Origin of the sequence: Ruegeria sp. A3M17 (genome assembly GCF_003318255.1) — a bacterium.
GTDB lineage: Bacteria > Pseudomonadota > Alphaproteobacteria > Rhodobacterales > Rhodobacteraceae > Ruegeria.
In genome coordinates this window covers 1-18918 of record NZ_QOCF01000004.1, presented here as the reverse complement: position 1 = coordinate 18918, position 18918 = coordinate 1, and the positions used below count along the sequence as shown (strand labels likewise).

Genomic DNA, 18918 nt, shown 5'->3' with positions numbered 1-18918 from the left:
TCAGTGGATGATGGCAGGCGCTCTGCGCCCTTTGCCATCTGCCCAGACAACGGACAATTCGGACACCCTCATGACATCTCAAACCTTACGCTTGGCCATTGATATCGGCGGCACCTTTACCGATACGGTGCTCGTCTCGGACAATGACACCATATTGGCTTCGACCAAGACGCTCACGACGCACCAAAATCCTGCAGATGGCGCGATGGAAGGTGCAAAACGTCTCATGGCGGAATCGAGCCGGTCGTTGAATGAGGTGACAGGTTTCATCCACGGAACGACGCTGGCGACCAATGCACTAATCGAACGCCGAGGTGCTGTTGTGGCGACCGTGACGACCGAAGGGTTTCGCGACATTCTGGAAATCGCGTATGAGCGGCGATATGCGCAATATGACATCAACCTGGAAAAGCCGGACCTGCTGGTACCACGCGATCGGGCTCTGACCATTCGCGAAAGAATGGCTGCCGATGGGAATGTGCTGATCCCGCTGGACGCCGGTTCGATAGACGCGCTGTTGGCCGAACTGGATGCCACCGGTGCGGAAGCGGTCGCAATCTGTTTGATGCATGCCTACGCCAACCCGTCGCACGAACGTAGGCTGCGCGACTTACTGGCCAAACGGCGCCCAGGCATGACTATTTCAATTTCCTCTGATGTCAGCCCCGAGGCGCGCGAGTTCGACCGGCTTTGTACCACGGTCGCCAATGCCTACATCCAACCGTTAATGGAAAGCTATTTGGCGCGCTTTGCTTCACGGTTTCAGGAGGAAGGCGTGGCTTGCCCAATCCTGATGATGACGGCAGGTGGCGGCATGTGTACCGTTCAAACCGCCTCACGCTTTCCGATCCGACTGGTCGAAAGCGGCCCGGCAGGTGGGGCCATTTTGGCCGCGCGAATCGCGGCGCGGGCTGGGATTGACGAGGTGCTGTCTTTCGACATGGGCGGGACGACAGCGAAGCTCTGCCTGATTGACAATGCACGCCCGCAAACCTCGCGCCAGTTCGAAATCGCGCGGGCCGCGCGGTTCATCAAAGGGTCCGGCATGCCGGTACGTATCCCTGTGGTCGAAATGATCGAGATCGGCGCGGGCGGCGGTTCAATCGCCGGGGTTGACCGTCTGGGTCGGTTGACCGTGGGTCCAAAATCGGCCGGATCAGAACCCGGTCCGGCAGCCTTTGGGCGGGGTGGCACCGAGCCAACCGTGACCGACAGCGACATCACTCTGGGCTATATTGTGCCGGACACATTTGCTGAAGGATTTATAAAGATCGACCCCGCAGCGTCTGAAGCCGCGTTGTGCCGGGTCATAGGCACGCGTTTGGACACGAACGCCACAAAGGCGGCGGACGGCGTCAGTCACATCGTCGATGAAAGCATGGCCAGCGCGGGTCGGATGCATGCGGTGGAATCGGGCAAGGACCTTGGTTCGCGCACAATGATCGCTTTCGGCGGAAACGGTCCCCTGCACGCAAGCCGTGTGGCCCGATCCGCCGGGGTCCGTCGCGTTGTGATCCCACCCAATCCGGGCGTCGGATCCGCAGTCGGGTTTCTGTTTGCCCCTGTCAGTTTTGAGATCGTTAGATCACGCTACTCTCTACTTGAATCCCTGGATCTGGAACGGGTCAAAGCCCTGTTTTCCGACATGATCAACAAGGCAAGCCGCGTGGTTGCCCAAGGCGCGGATGATGCACCCACCGAAACGCACCGTACGGCCTTCATGCGCTATAACGGTCAGGGCCACGAGATCGAGATTGCTCTGCCCGATCGCGACCTAACATTCGAAGACATAGAACCGCTGACCGATGCGTTCGAGGCGGAATACCGTAAACAATTCTCACGTCCTGTGCCGGGGATGCAAATCGAGATCCTGAACTGGGCTGTCCGCGTCGCAACCCCAGATAGAGACGTTCCAGATTTGCCGGAAACGCCGCCTCTGACAACGATCACACCGGCCCAGGCCTGCTCCATCACCTGCGATGTGGATGGTCAGACAAAGCAGGCTGGTTTTGTCCCACGTGACAGCCTGAACCCCGGCGACCGGGTTTGCGGCCCGGCGCTGATCACGGAACCGCAGACGACGACTTTGGTCTCATCAGACTTCTCGGCTCATGTGGATGCCATTGGAAACCTCATCCTTATCCAAGATCAGAAAGGAGGTGTATGATGACTGCCGATCAGTCCCCCGCCCGCCTGCAAGTCATGTGGAACCGCCTGCTTGCAGTGGTCGAAGAACAAGGTCAGACCCTGATCCGCGCGGCATTCTCACCCATTGTGCGCGAATGCGGCGACATCTCTGCCGGGATTTTTGACGCCGAGGGTCGGATGCTGGCACAGGCGGTCACAGGAACACCGGGGCACATCAACACGATGGCCGAAGCCGTGATGCATCTGCGCGGTCGTTTTCCGGTTCAGCACATGACGCCCGGCGATATCTACATGACCAATGATCCGTGGCTGGCCTCGGGGCATCTGAACGATTTTCTGTTGATGATGCCCGCATTCAAAAACGGCAAGGTCGTTGGCTTTACTTCATGCACTTCGCATCTTGTAGATCTGGGCGGCCTTGGAATGGGCCCCGAAGGGTCGGATATCTATGATGAGGGTCTGCTGATCCCACCCTGCAAGTTGGTCGAACAAGGTGTCCCGAACGCCTTGCTTCTGGACATTGTCCGCGCCAACAGCCGCGAGCCTATTGCGAATGAGGGCGACATATATGCACTAATCGCTTGCTGCGAAGCGGGCGTGAACCGCCTGCTCGATATGATGGATGAGTTCGGGATCGACGACCTGGATCGACTGGGCAGCTACATCATCGACACCTCGCGCCGCGGAACGCTTGAGGCCATCGCCGAAGTCCCCGCAGGTGTCTATCGAAATGCCCTTAAGATGGACGGTTATGAAAATGAACTGGAACTGCACGCGACCCTGACGATCAGCAAAACGGGCATGCATGTGGATTTCACCGGAACTTCAGGCTGTTCGGGCAAGGGTATCAATGTGCCGCTGAACTATGCGACCGCCTATACCGTCTTCGCCTTGCGCTGCATCGTCGGGTCCGACATCCCCAACAACGCCGGATCGCTTGAGCCGTTTACAGTGGACGGGCCAAAAGGCTGCATCCTCAATGCACAACGCCCCGCCCCGGTAGCAATGCGGCACACGCTAGGACAGGTAACACCGGATCTGGTGCTTGGATGCCTTCATCAGGCCCTGCCGGATCAGGTCCCCGCAGAGGGCGCATCCTGCATGTTCGATCTGCCGATGCGGCACGCACCCGAAGTGGCACGTGATGGAGGTCGGGAATTCGCGGTCGAGCCTGTGCACAACGGCGGCACCGGTGCCCGGCCACACGCCGACGGCTTGTCTGCCACGGCCTATCCTTCGGGTGTGTTCGGATCTCAGGTCGAAATCACGGAAAGCGTGGCCCCCGTCACAATATGGAAACGCGAGCTTCGCCAGGATTCAGGAGGTGCAGGCGAGTATCGTGGTGGTCTCGGTCAACGGATCGAGATGACCTCGGCCAATGGCGCACCTTTCATCGTGTTCCTGTCGGTTGAGCGTCTCAAGTTTCCCGCCCTTGGACGCATGGGTGGAAAACCCGGTGCACCCGGGCGCATTCGTTTCCGTGTTGGCGAAAATGATATCCCGGGCAAAGGAGAGCTGCGCGTTGAGGCTAACGACCACCTGATCTTTGAAACCCCTGGGGGCGGTGGTTTTGGCGACCCGGCCGAGCGAGACCCGCAGGCAATCTTACTGGATCTCAAGCGCGGGCTGATCAGCGCAGAAGGCGCAAAATCCTATGGGGGCACATCATGATCCGCCCGGTTCCCCATATAAGTGCAATGGCGGCCTATGCGCTGGCCGATCTCGGCGGCGAAAACACCGTCTCGTTGGCCCAGAACGAAAGTGCCTTTCCCGCAAGTCCCGCAGCCATTAAGGCGGGTCGTCACGCACTGGCCGATCTGCAATTGTATCCTGATCCGGAATGGTCGGAACTGCGCGCAGCAATTGCCGATGTGCATGGACTCGATCCGGCAAGGGTGCTGTGCGGAGCGGGCTCGATGGAGCTGATCGGCTGCTTGATCCGCACCTATGCCGGGCGCGGTGATCGGGTCCTTGGCACGGATTACGGATATGCGTTTGTCGCCTCAGCAGCAGCTCAGGTTCAGGCCGATTACGTCAAGGCGCGTGAAGTGGATCTGACCGTATCCGTCGACGATATCATCGCCGCGGTGACACCTGAAACGCGGATCGTCTTTGTCTGCAACCCTGGCAACCCGACCGGCACCTTGATTTCGAATTCCGAAATCACTCGTCTGCGAGAAGGGCTGCCCACCGATGTTCTGCTGGTCGTCGATCAGGCTTATGCCGAGTTTTCCGATCACATACATGATCCGGCCGACATCTTCGCGCTGACCGATCGAGGGGATACCGTTATCATGCGCACCTTTTCCAAGGCTCATGGCCTGGCGGGAGTGCGCGCAGGATGGGGATACTTCCCGTCAGAAATCGCAGCAGAGCTGCGTAAATTGCTTAATCCAAACAATATTTCCATCGCTTCACAGGCGGCGGCAACTGCCGCGATCCGCGATCAGGCGCATATGCAAAATGTGGTTGCCCGCACGACTGAAATCCGTGAACGATTTGCCGTGGAATGTCGTGCGTTGGGCCTGATCGTTCCTCAAAGCCATACAAACTTTGTGCTATTGCGCTTTGACTCAACGCAGGATGCGCAACGGGCAGACACGGCGCTGCGGGCGGACGACCTACTAATGCGCGGCATGGGAGGATACGGCTTAACCGACTGCTTGCGCGCTACAATCTGCGAGACACCAGTCATGGATCGGTGCCTGACCACCCTGAAGGGAGCACTGAAGTGACCGAAACACGAACCGCAGCCAAAATCGGTGTTCTGGTACCCTTCACCAACACCAATCTCGAACCGGATATGGAGTTGTTGAGGCCGCCCAACACCACAGTCCATTTTCAACGCATGGGTGGGTATGACGTGGATGAAATCCCCGGCTCGGATCAGATGGCGGGGTTGGGCGCATCAGATATCACTCACGACCTGCGGATGATCTCGGGCATACGCCCCGATGTGGTGCTGTATGGGTGCACTTCGGCGACGCTGACTCACGGGCCGTCCTTTGACGCAGAGCTGGCCCGGCAGATCAAGGCGGGCTCGGGCGCAATTACGCTGACCGCTGCAGGGGCGTTGATCGCTGGGATCAATGCGGTCGGCGCAACAAAGATCGGCTTTTCATCGCCTTATTTGGGCGAGATCAATGCCCTGGCGATGGATTTCATGGCCCTCAACGGCATTGAAACCGTCAAATGTGCCGATGTCGGCCGCGAGCTTGGCAATTATGGGCAAGGTGAACTGACCCCGGACGAGGTGTTCGATCTGGCGTGCAGAGCCGATGACCCGGATGCGCAGGCAATCGTCCTAAGCTGCACAGACATGCGCTCGGTCGAGGCGATTGAACGGATTGAGGCCGCGCTGAACAAACCCGTCATTACCTCCAATCAAGCGATGGTCTTTGGACTGCTGAAAGCGCTGAACCTACCGCGTCACAAAACGTTACTTGGGCGTCTGTTCGACACTCTTTGATCAACAGCGGAGGCAAGTGGCACTTCTACGCCCCGCTCACATAAGCTGCAGTCTTTTGGCGACTGTCAGGAGTTGGTATGACGCTGCCAACCAAGCAGGCTAAAACAGGCAAACAAAATGGCGGCGACACAGACAATCGAGGGCCCGGCCGGCGTGTCGAAGACATAAGCTGCCCGCAACCCGGCCACAGCAGACGTCGCCCCGATTGCCGCTGCAATCAGGGCCATCGTTTCCGGTGACCGCGCCAGATTGCGCGCCGCAGCGGCTGGTATTATGAGCATCGCCGCTATTAGCAGAACACCCACAACTTTGATGGCGACTGCCACCGTGATGGCCAGTGCAAGCGTCAATATCAGTTGTTCGCGCTTGGGGTCGAACCCGCTGGCATAGGCCAGTTCCTCGTTCAACGTCGCTGTCAACAACTGGGACCAACGCCAGGCAATCAAAATTACGACCAGTGCAGCGCCGCCCCAGATGACGGCCAAATCCGAACGGGAAACGGCCAGAATGTCGCCAAACAGATAGGCCATCAAATCAATCCGGACACCAGAGAGGAATGAGACCGCCACAAGACCAAATGCCAAGGCGGAATGTGCCATAACCCCCAGCAACGTATCCATAGCGTACCCACGACCTGCCAACAGCGTCACGGTCAACGCCATCAACAAGGCGACGGCCAGCGCACCTGTAAAAACCGACATCTGAAACGTCAGCGACAAGGCCACGCCAAGAATGGCTGCGTGCGCTGTGGCATCGCCGAAATAGGCCATACGGCGCCACACCACAAAACACCCCAACGGCGCTGCTGCAAAGGCCACGCCTACACCGGCCAGCGTGGCTCGGGTCATGAAATCATCAAGCATTATTCTGCGGCTTCCTGAGAATCTGTTCCATGGTCATGATGATGATCGTGGTTGTGATCATGATCGTGACGGTAAAGGGCAAGCGCACCACCTGTTCCGGTTCCGAACAACGCGCGGTATTCGGGTGCCGAGGCCACAACCGCAGGTGAGCCTTCGCAGCAGACATGGCCGTTCAGGCAGATCACCCGGTCCGAGGCGCTCATCACCACATGGAGCTCGTGGCTTATCATGATGATCGCACACCCTGTTTCCTGGCGCACGTCTTCGATCTGGCGATAAAATGCAGCCGAACCGGGCTGATCCAACCCTTGCGTGGCCTCATCCAGCAATAGGATTTCGGGCCGGTTGATCAAAGCCCGTGCCAGCAGCACGCGCTGGAATTGTCCGCCCGAAAGCTGTGACATCTGGCGCTTGAGCAGATTGGGCACGCCGGCGGTTTCCAACGCGCTCGCACAATCCTTCTTCGACGCACGATGGGTCAGTCGCATAAACCGTTCGACCGTGATCGGCAGGGTCGGATCGATATGCAGCTTTTGCGGAACATAACCAATCTTCAGCCCCGGCTTTCGCTTTACCTGCCCGACAGCCGGTTTGATCGCACCGATTATGGCGCGCAATAGGCTTGTCTTACCGGAACCGTTGGGGCCGACAATTGTCACAATCTCGCCAGGCTCGACCCCCATGTTGACATGCCGCAACACAGTATTCGCCCCATAGCTAACGCTGACGTCTTCTACGGTAATCAGTTTCATTTCTACGCCTTTTCGGTGCAGTCGGGGCAAACACCTTCGGCTTCTACAACGGTCCGCTCAATCTCGAAACCCACCGCCCGCGCCGCCGCACCCAGCTCGCCTTTTGCAGGTGCAGAGTGGGTCTCGGCCACGGCATCACATTTCCTGCAAATCATGAAGGCCGGGGAATGCGTTGCCCCGGGATGCGCGCAGGCGACAAATGCATTCAGCCGTTCGATTTTGTGTACAAACCCGTTCTCGACAAGAAAATCGAGGGCGCGGTACGCCACTGGTGGCTGCGATCCGAAGCCTTCGTCGCGTAATCGATCAAGGATTGTATAGGCACCCAAGGCCCGATGTTCCTGCAGCAGCATTTCCAAAACTTTGCGCCGAACAGGCGTCAGCCGCAGACCTTCGTCTTTGCACCGGGTCTCGGCAACGGCCAGGCTGCTTTCGACACAATGCGCATGATCATGCTTTTGGAATCCAACAAGGGCGGAGTCTTCAGCAGGTGCAGGTCTCATCTCACTTGTCATGTTATTCCATATCATATATGCCACTCGCAACGTTATAAAATCACATAGAGGGTTTGATGTCCAGAAAGCTTCTTCCTGTTTCGATCACGGTTGTGTTGATGGGGGGCACGGCAATGGCCGATGTCCCAAATGTTGCAGTTGATATTGCACCGGTGCACTCGTTGGTGGCGCGCGTGATGGAAGGTGTTGGCACACCGAACCTGATCGTACAAACCGGCGCGTCCCCGCATGAATACAACCTCCGCCCGTCTGAGGCGGCTGCCCTGCAGAATGCGGATCTGGTATTTTGGATGGGCGAGGATCTGACCCCATGGATGGAAGGCGCGGTCGAGACCCTGGCCAACGGCGCGACAGTCACCCCCCTGCTGGAAGCGGATGGCACCGTCCTACTGGATTTCCGCGAAGATGCGCTGTTTGAAGCGCATGATCATGGCGATGAAGATCACGTTGAAGAGGAGGGCCATGACGATCATGGTCACGAGGATCATGCCGACGACAAAGACCACGACGATCATGACCACGAAGAGCATGCCGAGGGCGCAGACCACGATCACGAGGATCATGCAGAACACGACGACCACCATGACCACACGCATGGCGATCATGATCCGCATGCCTGGCTTTCGCCCAAAAACGCCGACACCTGGCTGAACGTTGTTGCCGCGCAGCTATCCACGGCGGACCCGGACAATGCGGGTGCATATTTCGCAAACGCGGCGGCTGCGAGCCAAGAGATGGCAACCCTCTCTGCTGAAGTGAGTGCAACTCTGGAACCTGTCCGCGGAAGCAACTTCATCGTCTTCCACGATGCTTATCAGTATTTCGAGAACGCCTTCGACATCCCCGCGTCGGGTGCAATTTCGCTCAGCGACGCATCGGATCCAAGCCCGGCGCGGATTTCTGAGATTCAGGGGCGCATTCGCGAAGAAGGGATCAATTGTGTTCTGTCGGAACCGCAATACAACCCCGGTATCGTCGCCACTGTCTTGGACGGAACCGAAGCGAATACCGGTGTGATAGATCCGCTAGGTTCTGATCTTGAACCCGGGACTAAGCTGTACCCGCAAATGATCCGGAACATCGCAATAACATTGGCGGAATGCCTATGATCTGATCGGGCAGCCCGTTTTGACATGGAAATCCAGAACGGGCTGACCTGAATGATCGCCGAGTGCAGAAAAACCGGAGCGGCGGGATCAACTCCGCACACTCACCCGGCGACGTGAGGTAACCGCCCTGATTTGTTGACGCAGGCTATTTGCCCGCATACGAACTTGCCCACATGCAGGAAACTCACAGCCGACGCGGCACAAATTCCGCCGGGCATCCAAGGAATAACGCCATGAGCGAACATATCATCGTCAGCACTCAGAATCGCGTCACAACAGTCACAATTTCTCGCGCAGACAAGAAAAACGCGATCACTTTTGCCATGTATACTGCGATAGCTGAAGCCATCGAAGAATACGGTCAAACCGATCAAGCCCGGGCGCTGGTCATCACTGGTGAAGGCGATATGTTCACAGCCGGGAATGACCTGCAGGACTTTATGACAGGCGGTCTTCCGGCGGGTGACGCTGAAAATCCGATTATTCGGTTCCTGAATGCGATCCGGGATTGTCCGAAACCCCTGATCGCCGCAGTCAACGGTTCTGCAATTGGTGTTGGCCTGACCATGCTGCTGCACTGCGATCTGGTCTATTCCGCGAACAGCGCTACATTCAGCGCTCCATTTGTCCAACTGGGTCTGGTGCCCGAGGCCGGTTCTTCGATGTTGCTGCCTGCGTCCCTCGGTATGGCTGTCGCCAATGACGTCTTGCTGGCCGGGCGGGTTCTGACTGCAGCCGATGCCCTGAACCACGGGTTGGTCGCGCGCGTCTTTGCCGACGGTGAGTTGATGAGCAAAGTCCAAGAGATAGCACAAGCCATTGCGGCCTCATCCCCGGTAGCGCTCAAACAGTCCAAGGCCCTGATTCGCAATCAGCGTGACGAAGTGGCCAGACACATGGCCGCGGAAATCAAGATTTTTGCCGCGCAGCTACAATCCCCAGATTTCGCCGAAAGCGTTGCGGCCAAACTGCAAAAACGCGCACCGAATTACAGCTGACCCGCGCCTTTGAGGGACTACGGCTTTCCACGCCTCGCAAGCAGCCCCGGTAATTTCGGAAACGAAAACTGAGGCACAAAGCGTCGCTGGCGCAAACCTAAGCTGAAACCAACCTTCCGTTATTGGCCTACATGGCGAATAACGGAAGGTTATCAACTTAATTTCATTACCGGGCTGGTCAATTCCGCCCGGCAATGGAATCAGTGCGCATCAACAAATTTTGATTCGCCCTGACACGCTTTAACAAGCCGAAAAAGGGCGTGCCCTGTGGCTATTGGATGGCGTTTCACCCGATAGCCGCGTGTAGTCAGAGGAAAAGCATGGGCCTAACCTGCTATGACGTGATGGTACCGCAAGAGGTACAAAAGACCATTCTGCCGGATGAAAGCATCGCCACGGCCTTCAACATCATCAGGGGCAGCCGGGCACGGTTTCTGCCTGTCGTGGCTGAAGACGGAACTTATGTTGGCGTCTTTACCGCCCCGACGCTGCTGAAACTGATTCTGCCGAAGGCGGCGACAATCGGTCTGAATGATGATGCGTCGCGCGTCGCGATCGACTCGCTCAGCTTCATGAACCTGACGCGGGAAGATTTCGAACAACAGATGGAGCGGCTGAAGACCGAAAAGGTTCGCGACAACATGTCGAGGTCGTCTAACATCCCTGTTGCTGCACCCGACACGCCAGTGATGGAAGGTATCTTCCTAATCTACAAATACAAACGGCACGTGATCCTTGTTGAGCCCGAAACCAACCGTTTTGTTGGCACCGTAAGCGCCAACTCGCTTTTGGATCGCGCACTCAGCTAACCCTATACAAACCGGACTAAAACCTTGGCTACGCATTCGACGTCACACGGAGAGGCCGCTCTCTCTGTTCCACAACTATTGGGCATTGATCCGCTTTGGATCGCGACCGGAATTCTGATTTTGGTGTATGCGGTCCTGATCACCGAAAAGGTCAACCGCGCCATTCTGACGATGCTGGGCGCGTCCCTGATGGTCCTGTTTGGCATCATCAATCAGGAACAGGCCGTGGCGGGAGTGGACGCCAACACTCTGGCACTGCTTATCGGCATGATGGTCATCGTGGGGATCACCAGCAAATGCGGATTGTTCCAATACGTAGCGATCAAAGCCGCAAAAGCGGTGAAAGCCAATCCAACCGGCATCCTGATCATGCTGACGCTGATTACGGCGGTGTTCTCGGCCCTGCTGGACAACGTGACGACCGTTTTGCTGATCGCCCCGATTACGCTGCTGATCACCGAAGCCCTGGAAACGCGGGTGTTCCCGTTCTTTGTCGCCGAGATCCTGGCCTCGAACGTGGGCGGAACAGCGACGCTGATCGGTGACCCGCCCAACATCATCATTGGCTCGGCCGCAGGGCTGAGCTTCAACGATTTCGTGGTGAACCTGGCACCTATCTCGGCCATATGTCTGGTTGTCCTGACCGGCATCATTTACCTGATGAACCGCAAGGAACTGGCCCGCATTCCGAAATCGGCCAGCGACCGGATTATGGGGTTCAACGAATCCGAAGCGGTCACTGATGTTGTCTTGATGATCAAGTCTCTGGCCGTTTTGGCTCTGGTTTTGCTTGGGTTCACGCTGGGGCACAGCTACGGCATTCAGCCGGGTACGTCAGCGTTGGCCGGTGCAGGCCTGTTGATGCTGCTGGCCTATGGCCACCAAAGCGGTGAAGAACAATCCGAGTCGGTTCACCACATCTTTGGTGAAGTTGAATGGGTCACAATCTTTTTCTTCGGCGGGCTGTTCGTCATTGTTGCCGGTGTCGAACATGTTGGACTGCTGGCATTCTTCGGTGAGAAAGTGCTGGAGCTGACCCAAGGCGACATGATGTGGACCGCGTTCTTCATCTTCTGGGCCTCCGGCATCCTGTCGGCCATTCTGGACAACATCCCGTTTGTGGCAACGATGATCCCTCTGATCGAATCCACCGCGGATACATTTGGCGGCGAAGACGCGATTGAACCCCTGTGGTGGTCGCTGGCGCTTGGGGCCTGTCTGGGCGGCAACGGCACACTGTTGGGAGCAAGCGCCAACCTTACGGTGGCCGCTTTTGCGGAAAAGGCCAAGCAGCCCATCGGCTTTATCGCCTTCGCCAAAATTGCATTCCCGATCATGATCCTGACCTTGATGATCGCGAACGTTTACATCTGGCTGCGCTACTTCTGACCTAATTGCCCTTTGAACCAAGCGTACTGCAGGTTCAAAGGGTATCCGGTTCCGGACAGGCTTCCTCGCCCACATACCACACGCACCGCGCTGAGGCACCGAATTTGGTTGTCTTTCTGGCCAATCCCCCCTAGTGACGGCCTCACCTCGGGGAGCACGGCCTGCCGCGCTGAGATGCTTATCAAGCGAACCCGTAGAACCTGAACCGGCTAGAACCGGCGGAGGGAAGGGTTTCGGTTTCATCCATCCTTGCCCTCTCGCCGCAATGGAGGATGACATGAAACATCTGCTAATTGCTGCGGGACTTCTGAGTGCAACTTCGGCTATCGCCGCCGACAAGCCTCAGCTTACCGTTTACACCTATGACAGCTTTGTATCCGACTGGGGCCCCGGCCCGCAGGTCAAAGAAGCTTTTGAAGCGGTCTGCGACTGCGAGCTGAACCTTGTGGGCGTCGAAGACGGCGCCGCGCTGTTGTCGCGTGTCCGGCTTGAGGGTGAAAACTCCGATGCTGACGTCGTGCTTGGATTGGACACCAATCTGATTGCAGCGGCCCGGGAAACCGGCCTGTTTGCGCCCAATTCCGTCTCAGCCGACTTCGCACTGCCGATCGAGTGGTCCGATGACACGTTCACCCCGTATGACTGGGGCTACTTCGCCTTTGTTCACAAAGCGGATGCGACAGCGCCTGCGAACTTCCGGGAGCTGGCGGACAGCGACACAAAGATCATCATCCAGGACCCTCGCTCGTCCACGCCCGGTCTGGGTCTGCTAATGTGGGTCAAAGCGGCTTATGGTGACGAAGCACCCGTAATCTGGGCTGATCTTTCCGACAATATCGTGACCGTCACCAAAGGTTGGTCCGAGGCATACGGCCTGTTCCTTGAGGGCGAGTCGGACATGGTTCTCAGCTACACGACATCTCCGGCCTATCACCTGATCGCCGAGGATGACGGCAGCAAAGCCGCGTCAGCTTTCGACGAAGGCAACTATTTGCAGGTCGAGGTCGCCGCAAAACTGGCCGCGACGGATCAGGCCGATCTGGCGGATCAGTTTCTGGAATTCATGGTCTCGGACGCGTTCCAGCAGATCATTCCAACAACCAACTGGATGTACCCGGCCGTAACGCCGGCAGAAGGTTTGCCGAAAGGGTTCGACACCCTGACAGTGCCGGCAAAGTCGCTTCTGTTCTCTCCCGATGAAGCCGCCGCTGTGCGGGATCAGGCTCTGGCAGAATGGCAGAACGCGCTCAGCCAGTAAGCCCATGGCCCGGTATCGGTGCAGCGGCCCTGGTCGCCGCGCTGATCCTGGGCACCCTCGCGGCAGTCGCGCTGCGCGCTGAGGCCAGCGGCGGGTTCAGTCCAGCCGACTGGGCTGCGCTACGGTTCACACTGACTCAAGCCACGCTGTCAGCATTGTTCAGCGTATTGTTGGCCGTGCCGGTTGCGCGGGCTTTGGCACGTCGGAGGTTCCCCGGCCGACGTGCTTTGATTGCCCTTCTGGGCGCGCCCTTCATCCTGCCGGTCATCGTTGCCATTCTGGGTCTGCTGCAAGTCTTTGGCCGGTCGGGGTGGATCTCAGACTTCCTTGGCATTTTCGGCCTGCCGCCCATACGCATCTACGGCTTGCATGGGGTCGTACTGGCGCATGTGTTCTTCAATCTGCCCCTGGCCACGCGCCTTGTGCTGCAAGCCTGGCAGGAAGTACCCGCCGAACGGTTTCGCCTTGCCGCACAACTGGGATGCAACGGTATGGCCATGTTTCGACTGATCGAGATGCCAATGCTCAAACGGACCCTGCCCGGGGTTCTGGCCGTGATCTTCGCCATCTGCCTGACCAGCTTCGCCGTTGCCCTCACCTTGGGCGGAGGTCCACGGGCCACAACGATCGAACTGGCAATCTATCAGGCCTTTACCTACGATTTCGACCTTGGCCGCGCGGCCCTGTTATCCGCCCTGCAACTTGCCCTGACAGCTGCGACCGCTCTGGTGGCGCTTAAGTTTTCGCGCGGGGACGGTTTCGGAACAGGCCTTGATCGCGCCTTGCGCCGCTGGGACGGGGGTGCGCCAACAATAGATGTATTCTGGATCATCGCAGCGGCCGTCTTTTTGCTGCTTCCTTTGGCATCAGTTGTGATCTCCGGAGTTGCCGGGTTGTTTGACATGCCCGCAATCGTTTTTCGGGCCGCGTTGATTTCGGCCCTTGTTGCTGCTGCAAGTACGGCAGTCCTGCTTTTGCTTGCTTTGCCCATGGCCACCGCCGTCGCAAGCGGCCGGTACGGGCTTGTGGAACTCAGCGGCATTTTGGGTTTGGCGGCATCACCACTGGTCATCGGTACGGGCCTATTCATCCTAATCCGGCCTTTGGCAAACCCGACGACATTGGCTCTGCCTGTCACTGCTTTGGTGAATGCTGCGATGGCCCTGCCCTTTGCTTTACGCATTCTGGTCCCCGCAGCGCGCGACATAACCGCCAGGCACGGACGTCTTGCGCTTTCGTTGGATATGACAAAATGGACGTTTTTCACGCGCGTATTGCTACCACGCATGCGTCCGCAGATCGGGTTCGCCGCGGGCCTTGGCGCTGCCCTGTCGATGGGTGATCTGGGCGTGATCGCACTGTTCGCCGACCCGCAAATCGCCACCCTGCCCTTGCAAATCTACCGATTGATGGGCGCCTATCAGATGCAGGCGGCCGCCGGTGGGGCATTACTGCTGTTGCTGCTGTCCATGGGCGCATTCTGGCTATTGGACCGAGGAGGGCGCTGGCATGCTGAATCTTGACGACTGTGTGATTGAAAACGGAAATTTCACCTTAAACGCCGATATTCAGATCGAGGTTGGCAGCAGCATTGCCATTATCGGCCCATCCGGGGCGGGCAAATCCACTTTGCTGGAGACCATCGCCGGATTTCGAGACCTAAAAAAGGGCCAGATTTTTTGGGGTGGGCAACAAATTTCCAATTTGCATCCCGGTAAGCGCCCTATGGCGATGCTGTTTCAAGACGGAAACCTGTTTCCGCATCTGACGGCTGAACAAAACATAGCCCTGGGCTTGCGCCCAAACGGTCGGCTGTCAAGGGACGAGGATGCACAGGTTCAGTCCGCTCTGGGCCGGGTTTCTTTGCATGGAATGGGGGCGCGCAAACCCTCGGAACTGTCCGGAGGACAGCAAAGCCGGGTTGCGCTGGCCCGCGTGCTTGTTCAGCGACGTGAACTGTTGCTTTTGGACGAGCCGTTTGCCGCCCTTGGACCAGCCTTGAAAGCTGACATGCTGGATTTGGTGGCCGATCTGGTGGCCGAAACCCAAACGACCCTGCTGATGGTCAGTCACGATCCGCAGGATGCACGCCGTATTGCCGATCAAACCGTACTTGTTGCAGATAAAACGGTGCATGCCCCCGCTCAGACAGCCAAACTCTTTGACAACCCGCCGCCAAGTCTGCGTGCCTATCTCGGCTAGCGGCGATCCCGCCTCAGACGTCAACGAAGCGTTGTAACGGGTCGCCAAGCTAAATATCGTTCAAAGATGGTCAACGAAGACAAGCATACACAGCACACTGGCGTGATCGACAAAAGCGCCCGGGCGCAAAGCAACCGCCAGACAAAGTTGAAAATCCGGATTTCCACTCTGCTGGCGCTGACCATTGGCGGGCTGGTGGCAATATCGGCTGGCGCCGTGCTGTTGGTTTCGACATATGCCAATGTTCAGAACACGACGGAATTATTGAACACCTCTGCCGCGATGATCGTCGAATCCATCGAAGACGATATCTTCAGCCTGACAACACCGATTGAGGAATTGGCACAGTCTCTTCAACAAGACGCAAGCACGGGTGAAGTCGATCTGCACGACACCGATTTTCTGAAAGCCTACTTCAAAGGCGTGGTGGCTTCGGTCCCGTATCTGACCGACCTGGCCGTTGTGTATCCTGACGGCAGCCTGTTCATGTCAACACATATCACCGACGTTGAGGGGCCACGTTTTATAACGTCATACGAGCCTCCGGCTGCAGGAACGCTTCGGTATCTTAAAGATGTCAAAGGCTATGATGGATTGTTCTGGAACGAACCCTTCTTTGACCAGGGCCGGACACATATCTCAGCGACTGTACCTGCCTATAAAGACGGTATTTTTCTCGGGGCCGTGCTCGTATCTTCTACCGTTCACCATTTCTCGGGCCTGGTCGACGAGTTAAGCGGCAAATACGGGGCAACCGGTTTTGTTCTGTACGGGGACAACCGCGTTCTGGCCCATCCCAAATTGCTGAACCTGTCTGCAAACACGTTAAGCTCAAACGCCCCCTTGCATTCGGTCGCAGCACTTGATGACGCGGTCATCTCACAAATGCTGACGCAGCCACCCGAGTTTCAGGGCAACGATGGAACATTTGTCGGATATGTGGTCGAGGCGCTAGACGGAGAACACCTGGTTTTGACTAGCATCGTCAGCGGCTTCGGGTCTGAGCCGTGGGTGATCGGGCAGTATTCTCCCCTGAGCGATTGGAGCAACCAATGGTCCCGGCTGAGTGATGCCGCCCTGGTCAGTCTTGGATTACTGATCGCTTCGGTCATTGCGGCGCTCGTGTTGGCAAGACGACTGGCGGCACCCATACACAGGTCGACCGAAGAAGCCATCAAGATCAGCGAGCTGAATTTGAACCAGATCGACCACCTGCCCCCGTCTCGGGTCTCAGAACTGAACCTTCAGGCTGTGGCCTTCAACAAGATGCTCGACGGGCTGCGCTGGTTTGAAACTTATTTGCCCCGAACCCTAGTACGGCAAATGCTAAAGACCGGAGACCCTAACCTTGTGTTGCCGCGCGAAGTCGAACTGACCGTCATGTTCGCCGATATCGTGGAGTTCACACCCGCATCCGAGGCCATGACACCACAAGCCACGGCAGCAATGCTGAACCGGCATTTCGAGATCCTGAACCGCTGTATCGAGGCCGAGGGCGGAACGCTCGACAAATACATCGGCGACGCGGCGATGGCGTTCTGGGGCGCACCGCAGGACCAGATGGATCATGCCGAGCGCGCCTGCCGGGCTGCAATGGCAATCAAGCGATCTCTGGCTGAGGCTGGCGTCGAGTACGGCGTCAAAATCGCGGTGCACACCGGACCGCTGATCGTCGGCAATATCGGGGCCGTCGACAGGATGAATTACACGGTGATCGGCGACACGGTGAACACCTGTGCCCGGATCGAGACCCTGGTTGGCGAACTGCCAAGTGACGAGCAAACCAGGATTTTGATCAGCGATGCCACAGCGCGCCTGATCAGCCCGGCTTTTCCTCTGATCGACTGTGGCGAATTCACTGTCAAAGGACGTTCAAGGAAAGTGAATGTCTACCGCCTTTGCGATGCAGATAAGACCCTTGGCCCTTCAGCATAACCTGCCAGAAATTCCGGAGGCCGTATAAAGGTCACTCTGTGCGCCGCAGTTGTTTTGGTGTTTTGCCGTATTCGGCCTTGAATGTTTGGGCAAGCGTAGAGGTTGACGCAAAACCGCAAGCAATGGCGATGTCAATAATCGGCATTTGCGAGTTCGAGACCAGGGTAAACGCTTTTTTCAATCTGATCTTTCTATAAAATTTTCCAGGCGATGTGCTCAGGTGCAGCATGAACTGACGCTCTAACTGCCGGGTAGATACGCCCACGCGGCGGGCAAGGCTGGCCGTTGGCAACGGGTGTTCGGTGTTTTCTTCCATGATGCGGATCGCGTTTTGCAGCCGCTTTTCCAGGAAATTCGGGTTCGCGCTCAGACCTTTGGGTTGCTCTTGCGCGTGGCCCCGAACGTCGTTCAGCATCAATTGACAGGCCAGTTCCGCCCTGTCCTGAGGTTCCAGCACATTTGCCAAAATGCCGATGATCGCCTCGGCAGTATGCCCGTGCCCGGCGCATGTCATCACCGATCCGTTGCGGGCGACAAGGTTTTCAGAAAGCGTCGGGTAATCTCCAATCTCACGTAGCAAACCAATATCGCGCCAATGCGCAGTGACAGCCCCCGCTTGCGGCACCGTGGCCTTGATGTATTCCCGCGCGGCGTCCGAAAACAAGGCAACCGGTCGTTTGAGCTTTTGCATCGCGCGGACGCGCCGCGACCATGCGCTGACATCTCCCAGCTGACCACCAACGACACACAGGCAGTCGCTCAGGTACTGGTCCGCAATGGCGGGTGTCGCGCGAACAATCAGGTCGGAGCAACTGGCCACCAAACCAGGTGTGTCCGACGTGATCTGCCACTGAAAGAGATCGCGATTGATAACATCGTTTGCCGTTTGCAAAACGGCAATGATGGACGACAGCTCAAGATACGCAAACTCGGCCTGCACGAAGATCTCGAATGTTATTCGCTGTTCAGTCTTTGATCTGTCTGTAGGTGCTAACATTCGATGAGTTCTTGTTGTTCTTTGCCAGCACGTTAGCCCTTTTTTGCAAGACCCGGTCAGTCTTTGGGGCAGCTGTAAATCAACTGGCGAGGGCTTAGTTTGAACCGATCATCAGATTGAAAGCAAGGTGCAAGTCCGCGCGCAAATCCAAGGTGCCGGTCGCGGCGATAATATGTAGACCACGAGACGTTAAGACCCAATCGCGGGACCCAAAAGACCCCGCGCCAAGGAATGCTTGTAATACAGATGCTTATGCCGCTGCAATCTGACCAGCCTTTTCGACCAGTACTTCGGCCTGACGGATCGAGGCATAGTCGATCAGGCGACCATCCAGAGACACAGCGCCTTTGCCAGCCGATTCAGCCTCGGACATGGCAACGAGTATGCGCTGTGCTTTGGTGACTTCGGCATCTGATGGCGACATGACCTCATTGGCCAAGACAATCTGGCTGGGTTGGATAGCCCATTTTCCTT

At 57.3% G+C, this 18918-nt stretch carries 16 protein-coding genes, 1 pseudogene and 1 riboswitch; of the genes and pseudogenes, 12 read left to right on the top strand and 5 right to left on the bottom strand.

The features are described from left to right. Positions 1–70: 70 nt before the first annotated feature. Genes DS906_RS01540 through DS906_RS01525 form a run of 4 tightly spaced genes read left to right on the top strand, consistent with a single transcriptional unit; the run spans position 71 to position 5617 of the window. Entirely contained in the window at positions 71–2167 is a 2097-nt protein-coding gene (locus tag DS906_RS01540) for a hydantoinase/oxoprolinase family protein (RefSeq protein WP_113788640.1), read from the top strand. Next, positions 2167–3819, top strand: a complete 1653-nt coding sequence (locus DS906_RS01535; protein ID WP_113788639.1) for a hydantoinase B/oxoprolinase family protein — start codon at positions 2167–2169, stop codon at positions 3817–3819. The genes DS906_RS01540 and DS906_RS01535 overlap by 1 nt, the downstream gene beginning before the upstream one ends. Next, on the top strand, positions 3816–4883 hold the full coding sequence (locus DS906_RS01530) for a histidinol-phosphate transaminase (protein ID WP_113788502.1): 1068 nt from the start codon (positions 3816–3818) through the stop codon (positions 4881–4883). Before DS906_RS01535 ends, DS906_RS01530 begins: the two co-directional genes overlap by 4 nt. Beyond that, a complete protein-coding gene (locus DS906_RS01525; protein WP_113788501.1) occupies positions 4880–5617 on the top strand; it encodes an Asp/Glu racemase in 738 nt (245 codons plus the stop codon). The genes DS906_RS01530 and DS906_RS01525 overlap by 4 nt, the downstream gene beginning before the upstream one ends. 65 nt (positions 5618–5682) lie before the next feature. On the opposite strand, the gene DS906_RS01520 is transcribed toward DS906_RS01525, so the two are convergent. Genes DS906_RS01520 through DS906_RS01510 form a run of 3 tightly spaced genes read right to left on the bottom strand, consistent with a single transcriptional unit; the run spans position 5683 to position 7735 of the window. Continuing rightward, positions 5683–6480 (bottom strand): iron chelate uptake ABC transporter family permease subunit, encoded by a 798-nt coding sequence (locus DS906_RS01520; protein ID WP_058272042.1) that lies wholly within the window; start codon positions 6478–6480, stop codon positions 5683–5685. Continuing rightward, the gene (locus DS906_RS01515) at positions 6480–7232 is read right to left on the bottom strand and encodes a metal ABC transporter ATP-binding protein (RefSeq protein WP_113788500.1); all 753 of its coding nucleotides are present in this window, start codon (positions 7230–7232) and stop codon (positions 6480–6482) included. Before DS906_RS01515 ends, DS906_RS01520 begins: the two co-directional genes overlap by 1 nt. Before the next feature lie 2 nt (positions 7233–7234). Then, positions 7235–7735 carry a transcriptional repressor gene (locus tag DS906_RS01510; RefSeq protein ID WP_369933900.1) on the bottom strand — a complete coding sequence of 167 codons (501 nt, stop codon included), beginning with the start codon at positions 7733–7735 and terminating at the stop codon, positions 7235–7237. 68 nt (positions 7736–7803) lie between these two features. On the opposite strand from DS906_RS01510, the gene DS906_RS01505 reads away from it, so the two are divergent. The 8 genes from DS906_RS01505 (at position 7804) to DS906_RS01470 (ending at position 17447) form a co-directional block, all read left to right on the top strand. Next, on the top strand, positions 7804–8856 hold the full coding sequence (locus DS906_RS01505; RefSeq protein WP_113788498.1) for a zinc ABC transporter substrate-binding protein: 1053 nt from the start codon (positions 7804–7806) through the stop codon (positions 8854–8856). 233 nt (positions 8857–9089) lie between these two features. Continuing rightward, the gene (locus DS906_RS01500; RefSeq protein WP_113788497.1) at positions 9090–9854 is read left to right on the top strand and encodes an enoyl-CoA hydratase; all 765 of its coding nucleotides are present in this window, start codon (positions 9090–9092) and stop codon (positions 9852–9854) included. A gap of 320 nt (positions 9855–10174) precedes the next feature. Then, entirely contained in the window at positions 10175–10663 is a 489-nt protein-coding gene (locus DS906_RS01495) for an HPP family protein (protein WP_158541261.1), read from the top strand. Between the two features lie 24 nt (positions 10664–10687). After that, on the top strand, positions 10688–12052 hold the full coding sequence (locus tag DS906_RS01490) for a sodium:proton antiporter (protein ID WP_113788495.1): 1365 nt from the start codon (positions 10688–10690) through the stop codon (positions 12050–12052). A 138-nt stretch (positions 12053–12190) separates the two neighbouring features. After that, a riboswitch (TPP riboswitch) is annotated at positions 12191–12296 on the top strand. 33 nt (positions 12297–12329) lie between these two features. Beyond that, positions 12330–13310 (top strand): thiamine ABC transporter substrate binding subunit, encoded by a 981-nt coding sequence (thiB, locus tag DS906_RS01485; RefSeq protein WP_113788494.1) that lies wholly within the window; start codon positions 12330–12332, stop codon positions 13308–13310. Continuing rightward, complete coding sequence (locus DS906_RS01480; protein WP_113788493.1) at positions 13286–14833, top strand: thiamine/thiamine pyrophosphate ABC transporter permease ThiP; 1548 nt, start codon at positions 13286–13288, stop codon at positions 14831–14833. The genes thiB and DS906_RS01480 overlap by 25 nt, the downstream gene beginning before the upstream one ends. Beyond that, positions 14820–15512, top strand: coding sequence for an ATP-binding cassette domain-containing protein (locus tag DS906_RS01475; protein ID WP_113788492.1), 693 nt, complete (start codon positions 14820–14822; stop codon positions 15510–15512). Before DS906_RS01480 ends, DS906_RS01475 begins: the two co-directional genes overlap by 14 nt. 66 nt (positions 15513–15578) lie before the next feature. Further along, positions 15579–17447 (top strand): adenylate/guanylate cyclase domain-containing protein, encoded by a 1869-nt coding sequence (locus tag DS906_RS01470; RefSeq protein WP_113788491.1) that lies wholly within the window; start codon positions 15579–15581, stop codon positions 17445–17447. 31 nt (positions 17448–17478) lie between these two features. Here DS906_RS01470 and DS906_RS01465 read toward each other — a convergent pair whose 3' ends face one another. Further along, on the bottom strand, positions 17479–18444 hold the full coding sequence (locus DS906_RS01465) for a GlxA family transcriptional regulator (RefSeq protein ID WP_113788490.1): 966 nt from the start codon (positions 18442–18444) through the stop codon (positions 17479–17481). 250 nt (positions 18445–18694) lie between these two features. Then, positions 18695–18918 (bottom strand): annotated as a pseudogene (locus tag DS906_RS01460) (CoA ester lyase); the annotation flags it as partial.

Excerpts from the sequence above, each read along its gene's own strand:
- DS906_RS01510 (WP_369933900.1), bottom strand. The coding sequence starts at position 7,735 with ATGAGACCTGCACCTGCTGAAGACTCCGCCCTTGTTGGATTCCAAAAG.
- DS906_RS01465 (WP_113788490.1), bottom strand. The coding sequence starts at position 18,444 with ATGTTAGCACCTACAGACAGATCAAAGACTGAACAGCGAATAACATTC.
- thiB (WP_113788494.1), top strand. The coding sequence starts at position 12,330 with ATGAAACATCTGCTAATTGCTGCGGGACTTCTGAGTGCAACTTCGGCT.
- DS906_RS01540 (WP_113788640.1), top strand. The coding sequence starts at position 71 with ATGACATCTCAAACCTTACGCTTGGCCATTGATATCGGCGGCACCTTT.
- DS906_RS01495 (WP_158541261.1), top strand. The coding sequence starts at position 10,175 with ATGGGCCTAACCTGCTATGACGTGATGGTACCGCAAGAGGTACAAAAG.
- DS906_RS01505 (WP_113788498.1), top strand. The coding sequence starts at position 7,804 with ATGTCCAGAAAGCTTCTTCCTGTTTCGATCACGGTTGTGTTGATGGGG.
- DS906_RS01520 (WP_058272042.1), bottom strand. The coding sequence starts at position 6,480 with ATGCTTGATGATTTCATGACCCGAGCCACGCTGGCCGGTGTAGGCGTG.
- DS906_RS01500 (WP_113788497.1), top strand. The coding sequence starts at position 9,090 with ATGAGCGAACATATCATCGTCAGCACTCAGAATCGCGTCACAACAGTC.
- DS906_RS01535 (WP_113788639.1), top strand. The coding sequence starts at position 2,167 with ATGACTGCCGATCAGTCCCCCGCCCGCCTGCAAGTCATGTGGAACCGC.
- DS906_RS01475 (WP_113788492.1), top strand. The coding sequence starts at position 14,820 with ATGCTGAATCTTGACGACTGTGTGATTGAAAACGGAAATTTCACCTTA.
- DS906_RS01515 (WP_113788500.1), bottom strand. The coding sequence starts at position 7,232 with ATGAAACTGATTACCGTAGAAGACGTCAGCGTTAGCTATGGGGCGAAT.
- DS906_RS01470 (WP_113788491.1), top strand. The coding sequence starts at position 15,579 with ATGGTCAACGAAGACAAGCATACACAGCACACTGGCGTGATCGACAAA.
- DS906_RS01530 (WP_113788502.1), top strand. The coding sequence starts at position 3,816 with ATGATCCGCCCGGTTCCCCATATAAGTGCAATGGCGGCCTATGCGCTG.
- DS906_RS01480 (WP_113788493.1), top strand. The coding sequence starts at position 13,286 with ATGGCAGAACGCGCTCAGCCAGTAAGCCCATGGCCCGGTATCGGTGCA.